Genomic DNA, 20,756 nt, shown 5'->3' on the forward strand with positions numbered 1-20,756 from the left:
TATCGAAAGCACCCCCATCAACACACGAGATATTGATGCAATCGTTTTTTCAGGTTAGGTTCCGCCCATCGAATACTGCGGCCGACTGACCTAAAGACGCGAATTGCCATTCGCCATTGCTGTCATCATCTTCCGATAGTTCGATATCAACTAGGGGGCCTGATCAGGTGCATGATCAGAACCTCATTTAGCAGAGACGTCACGAGGGATAGCGCATTATGGCAACGGGCACCGTTAAGTGGTTCAACGGCCAAAAAGGTTATGGTTTCATCCAGCCAGACGAGGGTGGCGCAGATGTGTTCGTTCACATTTCTGCTGTCCAGCGTTCGGGTCTGAACGGCTTGGATGAAGGCCAAAAGGTGAACTACGAAATCGTCAAGGACAAGCGCACGGGTAAGTCCGCCGCTGACAATTTGACGACGTCGTAATCACGAACCTGGCTTATTGGATTGGGGCGTGCCCTAGGCGCGCCCTTTTCTCTTGCCCACGCTCTTTGCTACTTTTCAAGTGTCCTTGGGTGTGCGCTGCGCGGTTTGGCCTAGTTTCAACGGCTTGACCGCGAGCGAACCTCCGGGCAAGGTCAAATCTTCCCCAGATCCTTATTCGCGACGCATGAGCCGACCGACCGGCTGGGGTAAACTATTTGGGGCCACGCTGGCTTCAAACCAGATCAACGACTAAGCAGCGCGGCCGGCAAATGTTGGCGGCGCGCTCATTACTATTTTGCCGAGCCGATTGGAGGCAGCAGGAATGGACAAGATCCCAATGACGGTGCAGGGCCAAAAGGCCCTTGCCGCAGAATTTGAGCACCGCACAAGCAATGAGCGCCGTCGTATCATCGACGCCATCGCGGAAGCGCGCGCTCACGGCGATCTGTCTGAAAATGCAGAATATTCCGCTGCCAAAGAACAACAGGCACTGAACGAGGGCCGGATCAAGGAACTCGAGACCATTCTCGCCTTGGCCGATGTCATCGACGTCAGCAAGCTTTCCGGCACGACGGTAAAGTTTGGCGCGACCGTCACCTTCATCGATGACGACACCGAAGTCGAAAAGACCTACCAGATCGTTGGCGATCCAGAAGCTGACGCTTCGGGCGGTCGCATCTCGATTTCGTCCCCGATTGCCCGCGCCATGATTGGCAAGGAAGAAGGCGATTCGTTCGAAGTCGCTGCTCCGGGCGGTTCGCGTGGCTACGAAATTCTCAAGATTCGCTATGTGTAATCCGCAAGTCTGCGGATAAATCCACAATAGCTGTGGTTTTCTGTATACTCCCGCGTGGTTTCACTGCGCGGGAGTTTCTTTGCCTTGAAACCACCCCGGTTCGCACCTTAACTAGAGCAAGAGGGAGCATTCCGTCTTTTAGGAGCGACATCGCGATGCACGCAAAAGTCATCATCATTGGCTCGGGTCCAGCTGGCTACAGCGCCGCGATCTATGCTGCACGCGCAATGCTTGAACCGGTCATGATCCAGGGCCTTCAGCCCGGCGGCCAGCTCACCATCACCACCGATGTGGAAAACTATCCCGGTTTTGCTGATGTCATTCAAGGTCCATGGCTCATGGACCAGATGAAGGCACAGGCCGAACACGTCGGCACACGCATGGTCAACGACATCATCACCGATGTGAATTTCGACGTGCGCCCCTTCGTCCTCACCGGCGATAGCGGCGACGTCTACACCGCAGATTCCATCATCATCGCCACTGGCGCTCAGGCCAAATGGCTTGGCCTGCCTTCCGAGCAGAAGTTCCAGGGCTTTGGTGTCTCCGCTTGCGCCACCTGCGATGGTTTCTTCTATCGCGGCAAGGAAGTGCTCGTTGTCGGCGGCGGCAATACCGCTGTTGAAGAAGCGCTCTTCCTCACCAACTTCGCCGAAAAGGTGATCGTTATTCACCGCCGCGACGAATTCCGCGCCGAACGCATTCTTCAGGATCGCCTTTTCAAGAACCCGAAGATTGAAGTGCGCTGGAACACCGAAATTGTCGAAGTTGCTGGCTCCGAAATGCCACCTTCGGTCAATGCGGTCATGCTGCGCAATCGCGCCACCAACGAAGTTTACGAGCAGAAGATCGACGGCGTTTTCGTCGCCATTGGTCACGCTCCAGCCACCTCCATCTTCTCGGGCAAGCTCGACATGAAGGCTGGTGGCTATTTGCAAGTTAAGCCAGGCACCACGCAAACCAATGTTCCGGGCGTCTTCGCTGCGGGCGACGTCACCGACGACGTCTACCGTCAGGCGATCACTGCTGCTGGCATGGGCTGCATGGCCGCGCTCGATGCCGAGCGCTTCCTGGCAGAACACGAATTGGCCGAAGCGGCGGAATGAGGGTGACTGCCGTGAAACTCTTGCCTCACGCTAGAAGGAGCCGCCTCGGTCGGCTTTTCTGCAGCAGCAAGACAAGCGTTCGCCCCGGCTGATCAACATAGAAGGCGTCACGAGAAATGCTCGACTGGGACAAGCTCCGGATATTCCATACCGCCGCAGAGTCGGGCAGCTTCACGCATGCCGCCGAAAAACTAGGGATGAGCCAGTCGGCCGTGAGCCGTCAGATCTCCGCCCTAGAAGATGACTTGGGCTTTAAGCTCTTCATCCGCCACGCTCGTGGCCTCGTGCTCACCGAAGTCGGCGAGCAGCTCTTCCGCACAGCGCACCGCATGCATTGGGAACTCCAGCAAGTGGAGACCCAGATGTCGGAAAGCCAAGACGTGCCAACCGGCCCGCTGGTTGTCACCACCACCGTGGGCATTGGCTCCACCTGGCTCTCCTCGCGCCTCGACGAGTTCCTCAAACTCTATCCGCTGATCCAGCTCGAAATCCGCCTCAACGACGCTGAACTCGATCTGGCCATGCGTGAAGCCGACGTCGCCATTCGTCTGCACCGCCCTAACCAGTCGGAAATGATTCAGCGCAAGCTGTTCACGGTGCACAACCACTTCTATGCCTCGGATGCCTACATCTCCGAATACGGCATGCCCAAGTCGCCCGAAGATTTGGACAATCACCGCATCATCAGCTTCGGCGAACCTGTCCCCTCCTATCTCGGCGACATCAACTATCTCGAACGCATGGGCCGCCCAGACTCCAGCCCGCGCCGCGCCGTACTCAAGGTCAACGCCATCTATGGCATGATGAACGCAGCCCGCGCTGGCATCGGCATCGCCATGCTCCCCGCCTATGTGGTCGAGAAGGCCGACGGCCTGGTGCAGGTGCTGCCCGAAGTCGAGTTGCCAGCCTATGAGGCCTACTTCGTTTATCCACCCGCTCTGAAGAATTCAAAGCGCGTAGGCGTCTTCCGCGACTTCCTCGTCTCCAAAGCCCGCGAGTGGAGTTTTTAGGCGCCGAACCGGCCGAAAGCCAATCGCCCCTACTCTTTCTTACCTCGCCCCTACGGGGGGAGGTCGGGACGCAGTGCCGGGTAAGGAGGCCTTCCTTCCACGCATCGCGCCCCCCTGCTCGGCCACGTCCAAAAGCCCCAAAACGCCCCTCGCGCGCCCTTGCTAAGGCCCACAAGTGCCAGCAAGATGCCACATACATGCCCCTAAACGCCCAGCCGAGATGACCCATGGCTCGCATCACCACCATCGCCCTTGATGCTGACGATACCCTCTGGGAAAACGAGCAGTTTTTCCGCCTTACGGAAGAACGTTTCACCACGCTTTTGCGCGACCACACCGATAGTGCAGACCTCAACGATCGCCTGATCAGCGCCACCATGCGCAATTTGGCTTTCTATGGTTTTGGCGCCAAAGGCTTCACCCTCTCGATGATCGAGACGGCCCTCGAACTCACCGAACACCGCGTCCCCGGCCCTGTCATCGCTGAAATTTTGGCCGCCGGTCGCGAGCTTCTCACCTATCCGGTCGAGACCCTACCCTATGTCGACGAAGCGCTCGAAGCGCTTGAAAAGAAATATCGTTTGATCCTCATCACCAAGGGCGATGTGATCGACCAAGAGCGCAAGCTTGCCGCCTCGGGCCTCGCTGAATATTTTGCGGCTGTGGAAATCGTCCAGGATAAAACCACTGCGGTCTACGAGCGCATTTTTGCTCAGCACACCGAAGGCGCGGACCACACTGTCATGGTCGGCAACTCAATGAAGTCTGATATCTTGCCCGCGCTTGAGGCCGGAGCCTTCGCCGTCTACGTCCCCCATCGCTTAACATGGGTTTATGAACAGGCTGATGAGCCAATAAATCATCCGCGATGGGCAAAAATAGAGCATCTCGGTCAGCTCCTGACCGTCCTGGACACCTTCGCCACCCAGGCACCACACCCGTAAAAAACCGAACGTTTCTGGGCGATTCCGTACGGGAGTTTCTGCGCCAACCGTTGATTGTGAACGTTTTTTGGCAGTTACATGCGTACGGCGCATGGCTGACATGCCCATTAACCCATTCCTCATCTTCGAGGATCAACCTATATACCGCGACATCACAGCGGGTGTTTCTCCTCCCTCCCTTGCGCCCGCTGCGTTCCCTCCTTAGTGAGCCGTCAGGCTTACTACTCCTTAGGCTCCGCTCTCCCCTCGAGCGGGGCCTTTCTTTTGTCTGCAATTCTGTGGACCGATGCATAAATGCATGGCTGACATGTGTTTTCCGGGATTGCCTACTAAACCAGTAGAGTACATAAAGGCCTCGTTGCTGAGGCGCGCTCCGATCTCCTCCTCCCTTCGGACCGTGTATCGCAACACTGAGCTGCGGATCGTAATCTCCTCCCTCGATCCAATGTTCTGGCAGAGCAGCATACTCCTCCTCCCTTGCTCCTCTGCCTTTCACTTTCGATTTGGCCTCTGGCCCAGTCATCGGCCCCATCTTTGGATGGGGCCTTTTTTTCTGCACACCACCACGACTTTGGCGAAGATAGGCCAACTCGCCCCGCCGCCATCGGTTGAGCCCAGCCTCCCCACGCACTCAGCTCTACCTCCCTCCCCTTGAGGGGGAGGGATTGAGGGTGGGGTGAAAAAGCACCGGCCAACCGATCCTCTCACGCCGGCCACCGGGCCATCGCCGACAGAAAAGCAGACCCTACCAACCACTTGCCCCAACGCCACCACCTCATCCATACAAGCTGCACATTAAATGGACAGTTTGTCGCTGTGCCTAATGCATAGCTGGCATGACGAACCATGCATTGTTGTGAGTGCCAGAACCGCCTAGGTTGTGTGTGTCGACGGGACGCCGCTCCGTATCCTCCTCCCACGGACCCGCGTTGTCGACACCCGGATTGGAACCGTTTCCTCCTCCCTCGGTTCTGGTCCACATGGTCTGACGCATATCCTCCTCCCATGCGCTCAGACCAACACTTTCGATTTGGCTTCGGCCCTATCATCAGGCTCCAACTTCGGTTGGAGCCTCTTTTTTTGCCCGCACAAGACTGCAGCAAGGTGACGCGTAGATTTTGCATGGCAGCATTACGCAATTGGCGCTTTTCTAGGCAGTGCCGCCGATTGATAATGCCCTCAACGCAGCGCTCGTGGTGACGCTGCCCTCCAAGGTCTACGGTCCGCCGTGACCCTTAAGACCCTGCCCCTCCCCTCGGGCAGGGTCTTTTTTTTAGGCAATCAAACGTCGGGCAATTCGCGCAGCGGCGTATCATCATGCAGCGGCACGGTCTGGCGCTCGATCATGCGATGCACCCTCGGCGGCTCTGCCAACTGGTGCAGGGCCCGCAAGGCCAGCGTATTTTCCGCATCAGCCTTTGTCCGGCGCATGTTGTGCCGCAAATAATCATCCCAGGTGGGCACGTGGTAGCTTTCCACCCACAGATCGGGTTCCTGCAAATCGCGGAGCACCGCCCATTGCCGCGCCCCGTCACGAATGCGGATACGGCGGCGATCAGCCATAAGTTCCAAGAATTTAGGAATGTCATTCTGCGCAATGCGATAGTCGATCATCACGAGGATCGGCCCAGAGCGTGGCCGCAGATCGAGCCGCAAAGCGGGCTCATTAAACGTGTCGAGCGGATTGAGGTCACGCGAACTAAAGGCCGGTAACGGCAAGCGTAGTCCCACAGCGCCGCAAAACACCAAGACGAGCGCCGCACACAACAGAGCCAGCTGCGGTCCCCCAATATCCGCGAACAGGCCCCAAACCCAGCTTCCCAAGGCCATGCCTCCAAATGTAGCGGTCTGGTAGAGCGCTAGCGCCCGGCCAACCACCCAACGCGGGGTCGAGAGCTGCACCGACACATTGAACAGCGATAGCGCGAGCACCCAGCATGCACCCGCCGGGATCAACACAGCATGGCTCAGCCACACCTCCCGGCTGAGCCCTAAGCCAACACAGCACAAAGCGAAAATGGCGCAGGCGATCCGCACGATCACCTCATTGCTGAAGCGCTCCCGCACGCGACCATTGAGGAATGCCCCACCAATAGCGCCGAACCCGAAGCAGCCGAGCAATGTGCCATACACAAAGGCCCCACCCCCCACATAGTCATTGGCCACCGATGGCAGCAGCGCCAGAATGACGACAGCCGCTAGGCCAAAGAGAAAGCCGCGGAACAACACTGTCGTCAAATGCGGCGACAGCGACACATAGCGGATGCCCGCATACATGGCCGAGCCGAATTTTTCGCGCGGCAGGTGGCTCTTGACCCTCACCGGCTTCCACCGCCAAAGCGCAAAGATCAGGGCAATATAGGACACCGCATTGAGCGCAAATGCGGCAGCGGCACCGGCTGTCGCCACAATCAGCCCACCAACCGCCGGACCAACGCTGCGCATGAGGTTAAAACCCATGGAGTTGAGCGTCACCGCACCGGGCAGGTCTTCGCGCGGAACCACATCGCCCATCGACGCCTGCCAGCTTGGATTAAACAGCGCCGTGCCGCACCCGATGAGGAAGGTGAAGCCGAGCAGTAGCCAAGGCGTCAACAGGCCAAAAACTGTCAGTATCGCCAGAAGGATAGAGACCACCATCAGACCGATCTGAGCGACCAGCATGACGATACGTCGATCGAAATTGTCAGCGAGAGCCCCGGCCGCGAGCGAAAACAGCATGATGGGAAGCGTCGTAGATGCCTGCACCAGCGCCACCATATTGTGGGAGCTCGACAGCGTGGTCATCATCCACCCGGCACCCACCGATTGCACCAATCCTCCCAGATTGGAAAACAGCGTTGCCAGCCACAGCATTCGGAATGTCTCATGCCGAAAGGGGGCCAACATCGATTTACGCTCAGACATTACAGCTCCGAAGTATAGCACGGCGCAAAAGTGACGCGCCGCGCTCCCCTACGATAGGCCGAGTTGGTTCACGCCGTCCTACCGATTCTCACTCTGGACCCAACGAAACTACAAAGTCTCGAGTTCACACCCGACAGACCAGAATAAGTTCTTGCCCGGCAGTTTTTACCGCCACCCCGAGTTGCTCCCAATGCGCGTCTGATTTCATTCAAAAATATCCGGCACGCCCATTGCATGGCTTATGGCAGAAGCTCGGGAGACACCCACATGGTCACCGTTACAGCGACTACCCCCTACTCGGCCTATCGCGATTACCGCGCCAGTACTGAACAGCCAGCCACCGCCGCGACAGAGCGTCAAGAAGCCGAAAGCACTGTCGATCGGCCTGCCACGACGATTACCTTATCTGTCGAGGCGCAGGCCGCCTTAGCGGAGCGCGACTACGCCACCATCGTCAAAGACGCCGAGAGTAAACTCCTCACCCTCCTCACCGAGGCTCGCCGCTCCTCTCCCCTTCAAAACGGCAGTCTCGCGCTCGACTTATCCTCGCTCGATAATCGAGAGTTATTCTCCATGGCCAATGACGACACGTTCAACTCTGAGGAGAAGCAAGCGGCAGGTTTGGAGATGGAGCGGCGCTTTCGGGCCGCACTGGCAGGTCCTGCTGCCATTGCCAAGGTAACGGGCAGTTATCTGGCGCTTTATCAAACCGCTGCCAACTATCTATCCTCTCTAGGCACAGAAGAGAAAAGCTCCGCAGATTGGCAAGCGGGGCGCGATGCTGTCCTCAAAGGCATTGAGAGCCTAAAGCTCACGCCCGGCACGCTCCCTGCGCCTGATAGTGCCGATCCGGTGCGCGCCTATCTTGCCCTCAGCGAAACGCCTGAGACCACCACAACGCCGATTGCCAACCTCGCTTCTAACGCCCGCGCGGCGCTTGATCAGCTCTACGCCCAGGCCGACGCCAATGGCAAATTTCCGAGCTTTAATCGCCAGACTAAAATCGGCCAATATATTGATGTATCAGCGTTTTCTAGCCGAACACTGTCGTCAATGGTCATCAATAAGGATGCGCTTTTTACGTCTGAAGAGGCATTTGCCGCTAAAACTGTGCTGGCCGCACGGAGCGGCGCGACGCTCTCCGAGAGCTTTTCGAGTGCCAGCAGCTCTGGCGACCCTACCGCCTTCAGCCGCAATATTATTGCCGCTTACTCATCATTGAGCGCCGAAGAGCGGCTGGCAGTCGGCTGGAGCGACAAGCTCTATCAGGCCGCGGTACAAAGCTATGCCTCAACCACAAAGATCATGAACACTTTAAACCAAACGGCCGGCTCTACCGCTTCCGATAGGCCGACCGTTTTGTCATTCTTGGGCCGCTAGTGGCTTATTTGATGCCAGCGCAGAAGGTCTGAATACGGCTGACCGCATCGGCCAGCTGTTCGTCGCTTGCAGCATAGGACAGGCGGAAATGCCCGGCGAGACCAAAGGCCGAGCCATGCACCAACGCCACGCCGGTTTCATCAAGCAGCGCCATGACGAAATCTTCGTCTGTATTCAATACAGTACCGCCCGCCGAGGTCTTGCCCAGGAGACGCGCGCAAGACGGGAACACGTAGAACGCGCCTTCTGGCGTCAGGCAATCGAGCCCGGTGTTGGCGTTGAGCCCAGCGACAACCATGTCACGGCGCTTTTGGAAAACCGCGCGCCATTCAGACAAAAATTCCTGCGGACCATTGAGCGCTTCCACGGCAGCCCACTGCGAAATCGACGACGGGTTCGTGGTCGACTGCCCCTGCAGCTTGGTCATCGCCGCTAAAAGCGGTTTTGGGCCAGTGCAATAGCCAATGCGCCAGCCGGTCATAGCGTGCGACTTGGACACGCCATTCATGGTCAGCGTCCGCGCCTGCAGTGCTGGTTCTACCTGTGCGATCGTGGCGAAAGTCTTGCCGTCATAGACCAGCACTTCATAGATATCGTCGGTCAGAATATGCACATGCGGGTGGCGCAGCAGCACGTCGGCCAAACCGCGCAATTCTTCTGCCGTATAGGCCGCGCCAGTCGGGTTCGACGGCGTATTGAGCAGCAGCCACTTGGTCTTAGGCGAGATCGCCTTTTCCAAAACCTCCGGCGACAGCTTGAAACCTGTTGTGGCATCGGCCACCGCAAACACCGGCCCAGCGCCGCACAAACGCACGATTTCCGGGTAGCTCACCCAATAGGGCACCGGCACCACAACTTCGTCGCCGGGGTTGAGTGTCGCCATCAGTGCGTTGAAAATGATCTGCTTGCCGCCCGAGGACACAAAGCAATCGGCTGCCGTAACATCGAGCCCATTATCCCGCTTAAACTTGGCCGCAACGGCTTGTTTCAGCTCAATAATGCCGTCGACATTGGTGTAACGGGTCTGGCCTTCGTCCATGGCGCGCTTTGCAGCATCGCGCACGTTTTCCGGCGTGTTGAAATCTGGCTCACCCGCAGAAAGCGCGATGATGTCGCGGCCTTCCTGCGCCAGAACACGCGCCTTCTGACTGATAGCAACGGTCGCCGACGGCGCAACACGAGACAGCGCGTCTGACAGAAAACCCATTTTGAACCTCCAAGCTTAGCCGCACCCTCTTTAGCGCAGCCCAGTGTTCCTGAGAACCACAACCATTCGCCAATGCGTAAGATTGCCCCTCTGCCAAAACCATTTTTGCCAAGAGCACCCGCACGCGTTCACGACTTCGTTCTCGCCTTTGCCACAGTTTCGCCCCCAACAAATCGCCACTTGCCCTAATCACCCCCTACTAACACCGCAATCTCATGGTGAATTGAGTACAGTTCAGTAAAGTGTAAGACGTCGATCCCATGCAAAAGTCCGCGTCCCCCAAGTCGAAGAACCGTCGTGTTTTCACGCTTGCCGGCATTTCCTTGCTCTCCATAGCGGCTGTCGCAGCCATCTCTGTCTCGGGTGTCTCGCCCGCCAATGCGGCCAACTTGGCCCAACAGGCAGACACACAGATCGCTGTGTTCCTCATTCCAGTCGCGCTTCTCATGGCCGTGATGCTTTATGAAGCGGCTCGCTTCGTCATGGCCGGCCCCCTTCCCGCGCGCGTCACCGCCCCTAAGCGTCCAGCGCGACGCACCAATTGGGCCGATAGCGACCGCTAACCCTCTCCCCTGACCTCCCAAGACTTCAAGGCCGGCCCCCCGGCCTTTTTGCTTTATTTGAGTGCGATCAACCCCGCCTCGGTTGGCGCAAACCCGCACGAGGTATAAAAACTTTTATACTGAAGCTCGAAGTCAACATGCAGCCACGCTGCACCCCGAGCCTCCTCGAACATTACCAACCTCTCCATATCTTCATCGCACCGCAATGACCGGACAAGATGGTTCACTCTATCGTCCAATCGGTACCAGCCAATGGTACCTCCCATGCAAAGGATGACACGATGAAGACCCTCCCCGCAGCCATTCTCGCAACGTTGATGACGACCACGCTTGCGCTCGGCATCATCGTCCCCACATCGGCCCAAGATGCGCCTGCTTCTGCCCCAATGGCCCAACCGCATCACGGCGGAAAAGACTTTGGGCATTTCGCCCGTCCAATGCAGCGCGGTAATGGCGACTTCCTGAACGTTCAGCGCGGCGCCGAGGCCGTCGAAGTCGGCCTCGTACGTCTCGCACATCGCCTAGATCTCACCGATGACCAAAAGCCCTTGCTTGACGCCCTAAAGGCCGCTGCACTGACGGCAGCCACTGATTTTGAGGCTGTTATCAAGGATTTGCGCCCGACTCCACCGACACCGCCAACTGATGCCTCCAGCGCTGAAGCCCCACCGGCACCAGACTTCAGCAAAAACCTCGATACCCGCATTGCCATCGGCAAGGCCAATGTCACCGCACTTGAAACGATAAAGCCCAGCTATGACGCCTTCTTCGGCTCTTTGACCGACGAGCAAAAGGCCAAGCTTACTGACCGCCCAAATGACGGCCACCCACGCGGCGATCGCGGAAGCCACCGCCAAGACCGCAGGTAACCGCACATTCTTCCCACTCAACCCTAACGCCCGTGCGTCTCCCTCCCCCTTGCGGGGAGGGATTAAGGGTGGGGGCCTGCAAACACACACAGTTCTCCCCCCTCCCACTCAGCGCGAACGCCGAATGGGGGCCTATTGCATTTGTATGGCAGTCAACTACCGTCGTCTCACCTCTCACGAACGACATAACTATGACCCAACTGCCACTCGATCCTGCCCGCGTCCGCGCGTTGTTCCCCGCCTTCTCCGAGCCTAGCCTGCAAGGTCAGGCCTTCTTTGAAAACGCAGGCGGCTCTTACACCGCCAAACACACGCTCGACCTGCTCGATCGCTACTATCGCCAGACCAAGGTGCAGCCCTATGGCACCAGTCCGGCGTCAATCGCCGCCGGCAAGGCCATGGACCACGCCTATGAACGGATCGCGCAAGCGCTCAATGTTTCCGCCGATTGGATCCATTTCGGTCCATCCACCTCGGCCAACACCTATGTGCTCGGCAATACCTTTGGGCAGTTTCTCAATCCCGGCGATGCCATCATCGTCACCAATCAAGACCACGAAGCCAATACGGGCGCATGGCGTCGCCTTGAGACGCGCGGCATCGAAGTGCGCGAATGGGCCGTCGACGAAACCGGTCGCCTCGACCTCTCCGATCTCGACGCGCTACTCGACGGAAAAGTAAAACTCGTCGCCGCGCCGCACTGCTCCAACATTGTTGCACACATCAATCCGGTCGCAGAGATCGCTGCGCGCGCCCACGCGGTTGGCGCTTATTGCGCTATTGATGGCGTCAGCTACACCCCGCACGGACTGCCCGATCTCGCCGCCCTGGGCGCAGACATCTATCTGTTCTCAGCTTACAAGGTTTATGGCCCCCACCAGGGCATCATGGCCATTCGCCCGGCTCTGGCGGAAAAGCTTCCCAATCAGGGCCATTTCTTCAACGATATCAAACCGCGCTATCGCCTGACCCCAGCCGGTCCCGATCACGCCCAAATCGCCGCCTGCGCGGGCGTTGCCGATTACCTCGAAGAAGTCGGCAATATGGTCTCCGGCACAATTGCTGGCGATAACGCCTTCCGCCGCGCCCATACGGCCATGCGCAATCAGGAAATCGCGCTGGCAGCGCCCCTGCTCGATTACCTGCGCTCGCGCAATGACATTCGCCTACTCGGTCCAGACGATCCGGTCGAGCGCGCGCCAACCATCGCCTTCGCCCACACCGACGCTGCCGTCGCCGTCGCCCAGCGTCTCACCAAACACGGCCTCATGGTCGGCGGCAGCCATTTCTACAGCTACCGCCTCCTCAAAGCCTTGGGCATTGATCCCGATCATGGTGTTGTGCGTCTCTCCTTCGTCCACTACACCACGCCCGACGAAATCCAGCAGGCCATCAAAGCGCTCGACGCCGAGCTCTAGGCCGCTGCCGTATGCCCCCTTCTAAAAGGGCCATCACTGGCCCTTTTTCGTTGCGAGTAATCATGTCCCGCCCCATCGCTACTCTGATGCTTCTCATCTGCACCATGTTCTGGGGCTTTGCCTTTATTGCGCAAAAATCGGCCATGGACATGATGGGGCCGCTGACCTTCGCAGGCGTGCGCTATATTCTGGGCGGTCTGCTCATCCTGCCGCTGGCGATCTGGGAGTATCGCCGCAAAGCCCCAAAGCTCACCACAAAGCACTGGCTTTTTATCCTGACGATGAGCTGCGCCTTCTTCTTCGGCTCATGGCTCCAACAGGCCGGTTTGAGAACCACGACCGCCACTAACGGCGGCTTCCTCACGGGGCTCTACGTTTTCTTCGTGCCGATCTTGGTCTTCGTCCTCTTCCGTACGAAACCCCGCCCGATCCTCTATGCCGCTGTTCCGACAGCACTTATCGGCATCTACTTCCTGAACGGTGGCGGCCTCGACAGCTTTAATTCAGGCGATTGGACCATTGTCGGCAGCGCGGTGTTCTGGGCGGTACATGTGATCCTTCTGGGTCACTGCGCTCGCATCACGGGCCTACCGATCTTTGTTTCGGCCGTCAGCTTCCTCTTCGCGGGCGTCATCGCCTCTGGCATTGCACTCGGCACAGAAGCCCCTTCCATCGAGGCGATCAGTGCTGGCTGGGTCGAAATCGCCTATGCCGCCATTTGCTCGACAGCCATTGGCTTCACCTTCCAAGCCATCGGCCAGCAGCACGTTCCACCGGCCAATGCTGCAATCATTCTCTCGGCTGAAAGTCTGTTCGCGGCCTTGGGCGGCGCTCTGCTCTTGGGCGAGCGCTTGCCGACAGTGGGCTACTTCGGCGCCGCTTTGCTCTTCGCCGCGATCATCTTAGTCGAAGCGCTGCCCCCGCTCTGGAACCGCCGCAAGGCGCACGTCCAACGCACGACGAACTAGGCTGCATTCGCTTACGCTGAACGATCTCCCTCCCCTCGAAAGGGGAGGGATTGAGGGTGGGGTCTTCCTAAGACCTATGTCTCACCCGTTATAACGATACATCTCATATGACTTGCAAAACACCGCCAGCACGCAGCCTTGCAGCGTGATCTGGTTCTCGTTCACCTGCGTGATCGTGCCTGCCGCCTTGTGGCCATAGAGGTTGAGTTGCCCCTTCCATTCGCCCGGTCGGGTTTGCTTGGCCTCGTTGATAATCAACTGATTGAGATAGGGGATATTTTCCGGCTGCTGCTCAGCGCCATTACCCAGCCAGATTAATCGAACGCAAAGTTGGGTGCCATCGCCACACATCGTCGCCTCATAGCGACTGTCGCGCATTTCAATTTCCCACGTGCCGACCGGCGACGCAAATGCAGGGGTGGCCGCAGCAAGCGCAAGGCCAACACCCAAGACGTATCGAGCAAATCGGTTCATCTCACACTCCAAAATCATTGGCTTAGCTCTAGTGCGCCACGGCTGAACTGAAACTGAACATCTGGGAAATTGATCTCGTTCCCCTCGGCCCGCTATTCACTTGGCCGATCCAGCCCCATGGTGATCGTGACACAGGGCGAGCCCATTTCGCTGCCCGGCTCATTGTAAAGCTCGACCCAGCCGCGACGGAGATAGAATTGACGCGCCCTATCGTTAAATTCGCGCACTTCCAGCCGAAGCGCCCCACGCCGTTCGGCATCCGACATCATTAGCCGCCCCACTCCGGTTCCCAGATGGTTGACCGCGACATGGATGGCGTGAAGGAACCCGTCTTCAAGATGGTAGACCCCGACCAGCATCCCGTCCCGCTCCGCCACGGTGAACTTGGTCCAATACTGGCGAGCATAGCTATCCCCCGGACGTCCAAGCAAAAACGTCTGGCGCGAGGTCACACTCACATGCGGCCCCCAGTGGGCAATCCACGAGCGGAAGAATAATTTGTACAAGTCCGGAAGGTCATCCTCCCGCGCCGCCCGTAAAATCAGCCTCTCCATCGCTCTCCCACTCACCTGTTGAAGCCAGCACTCTTAGGCTTTCGCCCAGCCGCCCTGAGGTCTATCGCTATCCCAATCAGGGCCGCAGCAGGACTCGAAACATGGCTAAGCTTTATTTCTCCTATGCGGCGATGAACGCGGGCAAGTCTACCCTCCTCTTGCAGGCGGCGTATAACTACCGTGAACGCGGCATGAATCCGCTGCTCTACACATCCGCACTTTACGCCGATGGCGGCGAAGGCTTGATCTCGTCCCGCATCGGCATTTCCGAACCTGCTCAGCTCTATGCTACGCAGGACGATGTCTACCAATCGGTCAAAGATCAGCACGAAGCTGCGAAAGTCGATTGCGTCTTCGTCGATGAAGCGCAGTTCCTGACGCGTGATCAAGTCTGGCAATTGGCGCGGGTCTCTGACCGGCTAAAAATCCCGGTCATGTGCTATGGCCTGCGCACCGATTTCCAGGGCAAGCTTTTCCCCGGCTCGATGGAGCTGCTCGCCATCGCCGATATCCTGCGCGAAATCCGCACCATTTGCACCTGCGGCGCCAAGGCGACCATGGTCGTACGCCAGGACATGTCCGGCCGCGTCCTCACCGCAGGCGACCAAGTGTCTATTGAAAAATCTGTCTATCTCTCCTTATGTCGTAAGCATTGGGAGGAAGCCGTCGGCCGTTGGCCGCCTAAAGGTCCTTAAGAATATGAATGACTCTGCCACTCAGCCTACGGGAACGCTCACAATCCGCACTTTGGCCATGCCAGCGGATACTAATCCTGCTGGCGATATTTTCGGCGGATGGGTCATGAGCCAAATGGACATTGCCGGTGCTATCGCTGCGGTCGAACGGGTCCGCGGACGCGTCGTGACTGTTGCGGTCGAAGCGATGACATTTATTGCGCCAATCAAGGTCGGCGATGTCCTGTGCGTCTACTCCACAGTCGAACGCGTTGGCCGCACCTCGATCACAATAGCTCTGGAAGCATGGGTGCGCCGCGAACGCCACGAAGACCGCCAGAAGGTCACCGAAGCGCGCTTTGTCTATGTCGCACTCGATGAAAATGGCGAGAAGCGCGCCATTCCTGCCGAATAATCAAAGCCATGAAACGCTGCGAAAGTGCCGTTTCATGGTTTCTGGCTTGCGCGCTGGGTTTTTATGGCATGAAACCCATCTCAATCCGGCTCGCTGGCATCCTTTCCGCTTTTCTTCTCACGCTGCTCGCAAACAGCGCCAATGCAGCAGAGATGGTCGCCGTGCATTCCGGCCCCGGCCGAGACCACGTTATTCTTGAGTTCATCAGCACCAGCGACCGCATAGATGGTCTTCAATGCACCCAGCAATGGTGCGCTGTCCGCATTGGCACTCGCGCAGGCTGGATTTATGAACCAGACCTTCTGTCGCTCGCCAACGCGCTGAACAATAAAGGTAATCCCGGCGCTCCGCCGGCGCGCATCCCCGCGCCTCACCCGTTGGACCGCCCAACTGCGCCTGAACCTCGCTTGCTCGAGGCCCCACCGGCGCGGCTGTAAGGGACTTCTGTGCCACTGAAGATTGTCTTTGCCGATTCTTGCCGGTGTCTCAAAAAATTCGAGAATTGCTAAGTAAAAATAATAAAGATCTGAATTACGGTGAAACCGCAAAGTTGAACACAGCGTTCAGCTAGCGTTCAGACGCATTACTGTTATCTGTTCCACATAACGAGTCTCCGCAGACTTCGTCACAGCAGTCACAAAATCGTCGGAACCCTCCGAAGGCCGATCCGTTTGGTGACCAAACAATATTAAGCAGAGCCGGACCAATGGGCTTTGTAAGGGGATAGTCACTATGCACAGCAAGACTCGTAAGAGCCTCCTCAACTTCGTCACCGGCATCGCCATTGCCGCCGCAGCCGTCGTTGTCTTCATGCCTGATGCCCAGGCAGCCCCCGGCACTGTCACAACCAACGTAAACGTGCGCAGCGGTCCAGGCACAAATTACGGTGTGGTTGCCGTGGCAGTTCAGGGCCAGCGCGTGGATGTGCAGCAGTGTGAACGCTCGTGGTGCTACATCAATACCGGCCGCACCTCTGGTTGGGTCTCTGCCCAATATTTGCAGCCAACAGGTGGCAACAACACGCCAAACCGCCCGAATAACAATAACCAGCCAGGCTTTAATTTCGACATCACCATTCCTGGCGGTCCATCCATCAGCATTGGCAATGGCAATCAGCGGCCACAGCCGCCGGTCGTTCGCCCAGAACCGCCGCGCCCAATGCCGGTGCCTCCGCCGCGTCCTCCGCGCCCACAGCCGATGCCACAGCCAGTTGCTGACGACATCTGCTTCTTTGATCGCACGCAGTTTCGTGGCGACAGCTTCTGTCTGCAGCCGGGTGATGCGCAGCGCGATCTGCGTGGCTGGACCGATCGGATTTCCTCGATCGACAATCCGGGCCGCTACACGATTGAAGTCTGTTCGGAACGCAATTTCCGGGGCTGCCGCACCTATACGACCAGCGCCTCTTCTCTGGGTGATTTTGACGATTACATCGCCTCAATCCGGATCCGCTGATTTCCCAAATCAAACGCCGTCCCTCGGGGCGGCGTTTCCCTTTTCAGACCAATCGTTTCCAGATAAGGTGACGAAAATCAATCCGGATCTATAGTCCTAATGCGCTCTGTTTACGCTGTTGCATTTGCTGTTTTCGCGAGCTTGCTTGCGGCCACCCCAAGCTCCGCCCACTCACTTTCGGGTAGCCATGCGTGGATTAAATCAACGCTGGAGCTGCGTACTGGTCCGGGTACGAAATACGCCATCACCGGGGAAATCGCCGGTATCGCGCCGATCAAAGTTCTCCGCTGCCAAAAGCACTGGTGCGTGGTCGACGGTCCTGCCGGTCGGGGTTGGACCAACATCGGCAAGATCGATTTCGGCACGACCACACGCGATGTGGCACTCAATGTTCCCGCCAAGGATCTCTCGAACGGCGAGATGTGCTTTTACGAAGGCGCCAATTACACCGGAGCCTATTTCTGCCTGTCGTCGGGCAACACCGTGCGCGATCTCGCGCTCTCGGGTTGGGACAATCGGGTGACTTCGGTTCGCGTCACCGTACCAACCAGCGCCGCGCTGTGCCGGGATCGCACATTCCAATCCTATTGTGAGCGCATCACCGAGAGCCAACCGCGTCTTAGCCGCTATCTGGCCCGCAACCTCTCCTCGCTCCGCGTCTATTAAGTGCCTCGTTCAGAACCAAACCGATGAGCGCGCCGTGGGCGCGCTTTTTTCTGACCTGAGTGCCCAGCCTAGCCAAAATATCTCCCCTCCCGTCGTTACCATTTCTAGGGTGGGGCGTTCTGTCCTTACCGCCTTCGGAACTTCGATGTCGCGAAGGCCAAACAACACGGAGGATTACGATGGGTTTCTTTGACGCCATTAAAGAGAAGATTTTTGGTGCCCCTAAGACCGAACACGCCAGCGCACCGCAGGGCCTAGACCCCAAGGCCTCGCATCACGGCAGCGTCGTCGGCACCACAGATTCTACACCTGTCGCGCCAACACCAACCCGCGAAAACCTCGCAGCAGGCACCGCTCATGCGAATGCAGCGCCACCAGCATCAGGTGCATCCGCACCAGCGTCCGGCGCAGCTCCGCAGGCCAACGTTGATGTTGCCGCTATTCTCGACGCGGCAGTGGCTAAGTCTGGCCAGCAGCTGAATTGGAAGACGTCCATCGTCGACCTCATGAAGGCCCTTGGCATTGATAGCTCGCTGACCGCTCGTAAGGAGCTCGCCGACGAGCTTGGCTACACCGGCGACAAGTCCGACAGCGCCACCATGAACATCTGGCTCCACAAGCAGGTGATCAGCCAGCTCAAGGCCAATGGCGGTACAGTCCCAGCCAATTTGCTGGATTAATCTCCCCATAGGATGCCTGCTACGGCAGGCATTCTCCCAATACCAATCCAGAAATATCCGTATATCCCAGCCCTTTGAGCCGCACTACGCTTGCGCGGCGACGCACCGAACAATCGGGCGTGCACAGGGAGGATATAAATTGCCGTTGGTATCTCAGCATTACTTCCGCATAGCCGTCATATTTCTCATCATTGGCATCTGCTTTGGCCTTTATATGTCGATCAGCACCGACCATCGCTTCACCGGCGCCCACGCGCACTTGAACTTGGTGGGCTGGGTCACTTCAGCGCTATTCGGCATCTATTTTGCGCTCAATCCGAGCAAAGCCACTGGCCAACTGGTGCGCGCTCAATTCTGGATCTTCGTCGTCGGCGTCGTGATCATGACGTTGGCGCTCGCCCTTTTGCTGGCCGGCAATGCGGCCATGGTGCCATTCGTGGCGGGCGGATCAATGATCACCTTCGTCGGCGTGCTGCTATTCTCCTACATCGTTTGGAAGAACTGACGGCACCAGGACGGTGCCACCAATAGAAAACGGGTACCGATCATTGATCGGTACCCGTTGAAGCTTCTCATTATTGGCGATTAGAACTGCGCTTTAATCTTAGCTGACGCTCCGACGCCACGGGCCCCAGCCGCAGTTGCGTTGCCATCTAGGCCGAGCACTACTTTGAAGCCCCCATCGCTAACCAGTTCGGTGCCAATCCCGCCCTGGATCATCTGGCTCCACGCACCGTTGGTTCCAACCATGCCCAGATCGAGACTTACATGCGGGGTCAGAACCCAATTTTCGCCCGCGTCAAAGCTGTGCTCAATCCGGCCACCGGCACTCGCGGTCAACTGTTGCTGCACGTTTGCATCGACGTTCTGGGTGGTGCCTGCGCCGTTTGAAACGGTGTAACCAGCAATATTCTCGCGCATATAGAACAGCGTAGTGTTCGGACGGAAGCGCGTGCCCTCACCCAATTCGACATTGCCGCGAAGTTCGGCACGGGCAAGCACACGGTCCGTCGAAAAGTCACCGCTGAAATCATCGAATTTGAGCGTGTTCCAGCTCTTCCCGTAGAGCGCCGCTACGTCAAAAAAGACGTTTGGCGCAACTTCAGCGGAAGCATAAGGGCCCACGAGGAAGCCGGCCCCTGTCGTGTTCTGGCTATCGGATTTGTCATGCATCCAGTCGCCGTAGAGCACGCTACCAACCAGAAGGTTTTTGTCGACCAACACGTCAACACCGGCCCCAACAAGCCCGGCCTGACCCCACTGAGCCCCGCCGCCATTGTCACGGGCGTACAGGTTCATATCCCCGTCGATCCAGAAATTAGCGCCCTGATCATCGACAACGATGGTCTGCCCCAGCGCAGTCACCGCCTGCGAAGCCGCAGTCATCGCCAGTGTGCTGGCGGCAAAATTCATCGCCACACCACTGCCCGCCGGATTGATGGAAATCGTACCGGGCGTACGCGCTGCCGACATCTGCCGACGCTGCTGCAGCATCCCGCTGAACAGCCCTGCGTGGAGCTGACGTCCCCGCGCCTGCACCATGTCCGTGCTGATCTGCTCTGCCGTTTCGGCATTATCTGTGGGGCTTACTGGTCGCTGAAGCACGGTAATGCTAACATCGAACGAACCACCGTCACCATGGGTAAAAGTATAAGTGTAAGTGTAAGAACCAGGATCAGAAACACTTAATGTAAAGGCATCGGATGGTATATACTTCCTCATCCGCGCTGCCCCTATTCGCCCCATAACTGCGCCAATTCGTGAACTGTCACCCTGCTGCATGTGCTGAGCCATACCCATCTATGGGCTCACCTCCCCCAGCTTGCTCATGAAGTACAAGGCCCGTATGGCCGTGAGGCTTTGGGAGAGGCCAATTGCAAAGACGGCGAAGCAAAGGCAGATACCAAGGAAGCCGAGACGGCGGGCGGATCAATGATCACCTTCGTCGGTGTGCTGTTATTCTCCTACATCGTCTGGAAGAACTAAGGCGGCACCGCCGTAGCGGGCATCGCCTCATCCAGTCCAATGCGCGAGCTGAAGACCCGCAAGAACTGGCTCGCTGAGCCTGCGGCTGCGATTGTGGTCGTCTGATTTCCGTGTTTGAGCAGATTTGGTGCGGCGTTTGGCGATCGGCGGTGCCCATTGACGGCGTTTCCCGGTCATCCGGGCAGACTCATGGCGCGGTTGCGCGCTTTTCGTGGAAGACGAGGCGGTCGAAGTTGTAGGCCAGATTGGCCAAGGT

At 57.9% G+C, this 20,756-nt stretch carries 22 protein-coding genes and 1 pseudogene; 17 read left to right on the forward strand and 6 right to left on the reverse strand.

Annotated features, from left to right (window positions below):
* The first annotated feature begins 218 nt into the window (after nucleotides 1-218).
* From HKD40_RS14395 to HKD40_RS14415, 5 genes are all read left to right on the forward strand, one after another.
* Nucleotides 219-428, forward strand: a complete 210-nt coding sequence (locus tag HKD40_RS14395) for a cold-shock protein (RefSeq protein ID WP_169196483.1) — start codon at nucleotides 219-221, stop codon at nucleotides 426-428.
* 322 nt (nucleotides 429-750) lie between these two features.
* A complete protein-coding gene (greA, locus tag HKD40_RS14400; RefSeq protein WP_169196484.1) occupies nucleotides 751-1,224 on the forward strand; it encodes a transcription elongation factor GreA in 474 nt (157 codons plus the stop codon).
* 155 nt (nucleotides 1,225-1,379) lie between these two features.
* Nucleotides 1,380-2,330, forward strand: a complete 951-nt coding sequence (gene trxB, locus HKD40_RS14405; protein ID WP_169196485.1) for a thioredoxin-disulfide reductase — start codon at nucleotides 1,380-1,382, stop codon at nucleotides 2,328-2,330.
* Nucleotides 2,331-2,446: 116 nt separating this feature from the next.
* Entirely contained in the window at nucleotides 2,447-3,340 is an 894-nt protein-coding gene (locus HKD40_RS14410) for a LysR family transcriptional regulator (protein ID WP_169196486.1), read from the forward strand.
* 227 nt (nucleotides 3,341-3,567) lie between these two features.
* Complete coding sequence (locus HKD40_RS14415) at nucleotides 3,568-4,284, forward strand: HAD family hydrolase (RefSeq protein ID WP_169196487.1); 717 nt, start codon at nucleotides 3,568-3,570, stop codon at nucleotides 4,282-4,284.
* 1,281 nt (nucleotides 4,285-5,565) lie between these two features.
* Here HKD40_RS14415 and HKD40_RS14420 read toward each other — a convergent pair.
* Nucleotides 5,566-7,191, reverse strand: coding sequence for an MFS transporter (locus HKD40_RS14420; protein ID WP_169196488.1), 1,626 nt, complete (start codon nucleotides 7,189-7,191; stop codon nucleotides 5,566-5,568).
* Nucleotides 7,192-7,458: 267 nt separating this feature from the next.
* Between HKD40_RS14420 and HKD40_RS14425 the strand changes: the two genes are divergently transcribed.
* A complete protein-coding gene (locus HKD40_RS14425) occupies nucleotides 7,459-8,571 on the forward strand; it encodes a hypothetical protein (protein WP_169196489.1) in 1,113 nt (370 codons plus the stop codon).
* Nucleotides 8,572-8,575: 4 nt separating this feature from the next.
* On the opposite strand, the gene HKD40_RS14430 is transcribed toward HKD40_RS14425, so the two are convergent.
* The gene (locus HKD40_RS14430) at nucleotides 8,576-9,778 is read right to left on the reverse strand and encodes a pyridoxal phosphate-dependent aminotransferase (RefSeq protein WP_169196490.1); all 1,203 of its coding nucleotides are present in this window, start codon (nucleotides 9,776-9,778) and stop codon (nucleotides 8,576-8,578) included.
* 260 nt (nucleotides 9,779-10,038) lie between these two features.
* Here HKD40_RS14430 and HKD40_RS14435 point away from each other — a divergent pair, with 260 nt between their 5' ends.
* Nucleotides 10,039-10,341, forward strand: a complete 303-nt coding sequence (locus tag HKD40_RS14435) for a hypothetical protein (protein WP_169196491.1) — start codon at nucleotides 10,039-10,041, stop codon at nucleotides 10,339-10,341.
* Nucleotides 10,342-10,394: 53 nt separating this feature from the next.
* Here the strand turns inward: HKD40_RS14435 and HKD40_RS17930 are convergent.
* A pseudogene (locus HKD40_RS17930) lies at nucleotides 10,395-10,499 on the reverse strand (GNAT family N-acetyltransferase); the annotation flags it as partial.
* 123 nt (nucleotides 10,500-10,622) lie between these two features.
* Between HKD40_RS17930 and HKD40_RS14445 the strand changes: the two are divergent.
* The 3 genes from HKD40_RS14445 to HKD40_RS14455 all read left to right on the forward strand — a co-directional run bounded on the left by HKD40_RS14445 (nucleotide 10,623) and on the right by HKD40_RS14455 (nucleotide 13,596).
* The gene (locus HKD40_RS14445; protein WP_169196492.1) at nucleotides 10,623-11,210 is read left to right on the forward strand and encodes a Spy/CpxP family protein refolding chaperone; all 588 of its coding nucleotides are present in this window, start codon (nucleotides 10,623-10,625) and stop codon (nucleotides 11,208-11,210) included.
* A 191-nt stretch (nucleotides 11,211-11,401) separates the two neighbouring features.
* Nucleotides 11,402-12,628, forward strand: a complete 1,227-nt coding sequence (locus tag HKD40_RS14450) for an aminotransferase class V-fold PLP-dependent enzyme (protein ID WP_169196493.1) — start codon at nucleotides 11,402-11,404, stop codon at nucleotides 12,626-12,628.
* 62 nt (nucleotides 12,629-12,690) lie between these two features.
* Nucleotides 12,691-13,596, forward strand: coding sequence for a DMT family transporter (locus HKD40_RS14455; RefSeq protein ID WP_169196494.1), 906 nt, complete (start codon nucleotides 12,691-12,693; stop codon nucleotides 13,594-13,596).
* A gap of 81 nt (nucleotides 13,597-13,677) precedes the next feature.
* On the opposite strand, the gene HKD40_RS14460 is transcribed toward HKD40_RS14455, so the two are convergent.
* Together HKD40_RS14460 and HKD40_RS18080 are read right to left on the reverse strand one after the other, a co-directional pair.
* Nucleotides 13,678-14,070 carry a DUF2147 domain-containing protein gene (locus tag HKD40_RS14460; RefSeq protein WP_169196495.1) on the reverse strand — a complete coding sequence of 131 codons (393 nt, stop codon included), beginning with the start codon at nucleotides 14,068-14,070 and terminating at the stop codon, nucleotides 13,678-13,680.
* 92 nt (nucleotides 14,071-14,162) lie between these two features.
* A complete protein-coding gene (locus tag HKD40_RS18080) occupies nucleotides 14,163-14,528 on the reverse strand; it encodes a GNAT family N-acetyltransferase (protein ID WP_169196496.1) in 366 nt (121 codons plus the stop codon).
* 197 nt (nucleotides 14,529-14,725) lie between these two features.
* Here HKD40_RS18080 and HKD40_RS14470 point away from each other — a divergent pair, with 197 nt between their 5' ends.
* The 7 genes from HKD40_RS14470 (at nucleotide 14,726) to HKD40_RS14500 (ending at nucleotide 19,019) form a co-directional block, all read left to right on the forward strand.
* A complete protein-coding gene (locus HKD40_RS14470; RefSeq protein WP_169196497.1) occupies nucleotides 14,726-15,319 on the forward strand; it encodes a thymidine kinase in 594 nt (197 codons plus the stop codon).
* A gap of 4 nt (nucleotides 15,320-15,323) precedes the next feature.
* Nucleotides 15,324-15,713, forward strand: a complete 390-nt coding sequence (locus tag HKD40_RS14475) for an acyl-CoA thioesterase (RefSeq protein WP_169196498.1) — start codon at nucleotides 15,324-15,326, stop codon at nucleotides 15,711-15,713.
* A gap of 68 nt (nucleotides 15,714-15,781) precedes the next feature.
* Nucleotides 15,782-16,150, forward strand: a complete 369-nt coding sequence (locus HKD40_RS14480; protein WP_169196499.1) for a hypothetical protein — start codon at nucleotides 15,782-15,784, stop codon at nucleotides 16,148-16,150.
* A gap of 295 nt (nucleotides 16,151-16,445) precedes the next feature.
* Nucleotides 16,446-17,168 carry an SH3 domain-containing protein gene (locus tag HKD40_RS14485; protein WP_169196500.1) on the forward strand — a complete coding sequence of 241 codons (723 nt, stop codon included), beginning with the start codon at nucleotides 16,446-16,448 and terminating at the stop codon, nucleotides 17,166-17,168.
* Between the two features lie 99 nt (nucleotides 17,169-17,267).
* The gene (locus HKD40_RS14490; protein WP_169196501.1) at nucleotides 17,268-17,834 is read left to right on the forward strand and encodes a peptidase inhibitor family I36 protein; all 567 of its coding nucleotides are present in this window, start codon (nucleotides 17,268-17,270) and stop codon (nucleotides 17,832-17,834) included.
* A 179-nt stretch (nucleotides 17,835-18,013) separates the two neighbouring features.
* The gene (locus HKD40_RS14495; protein ID WP_169196502.1) at nucleotides 18,014-18,514 is read left to right on the forward strand and encodes a DUF3597 domain-containing protein; all 501 of its coding nucleotides are present in this window, start codon (nucleotides 18,014-18,016) and stop codon (nucleotides 18,512-18,514) included.
* A gap of 139 nt (nucleotides 18,515-18,653) precedes the next feature.
* A complete protein-coding gene (locus HKD40_RS14500; protein WP_169196503.1) occupies nucleotides 18,654-19,019 on the forward strand; it encodes a hypothetical protein in 366 nt (121 codons plus the stop codon).
* Nucleotides 19,020-19,099: 80 nt separating this feature from the next.
* Here HKD40_RS14500 and HKD40_RS14505 read toward each other — a convergent pair whose 3' ends face one another.
* Complete coding sequence (locus tag HKD40_RS14505; protein ID WP_169196504.1) at nucleotides 19,100-20,236, reverse strand: autotransporter outer membrane beta-barrel domain-containing protein; 1,137 nt, start codon at nucleotides 20,234-20,236, stop codon at nucleotides 19,100-19,102.
* Nucleotides 20,237-20,756: the final 520 nt, after the last annotated feature.

It is taken from the genome of Devosia sp. MC1541, from assembly GCF_012847305.1.
Classification (GTDB): domain Bacteria; phylum Pseudomonadota; class Alphaproteobacteria; order Rhizobiales; family Devosiaceae; genus Devosia.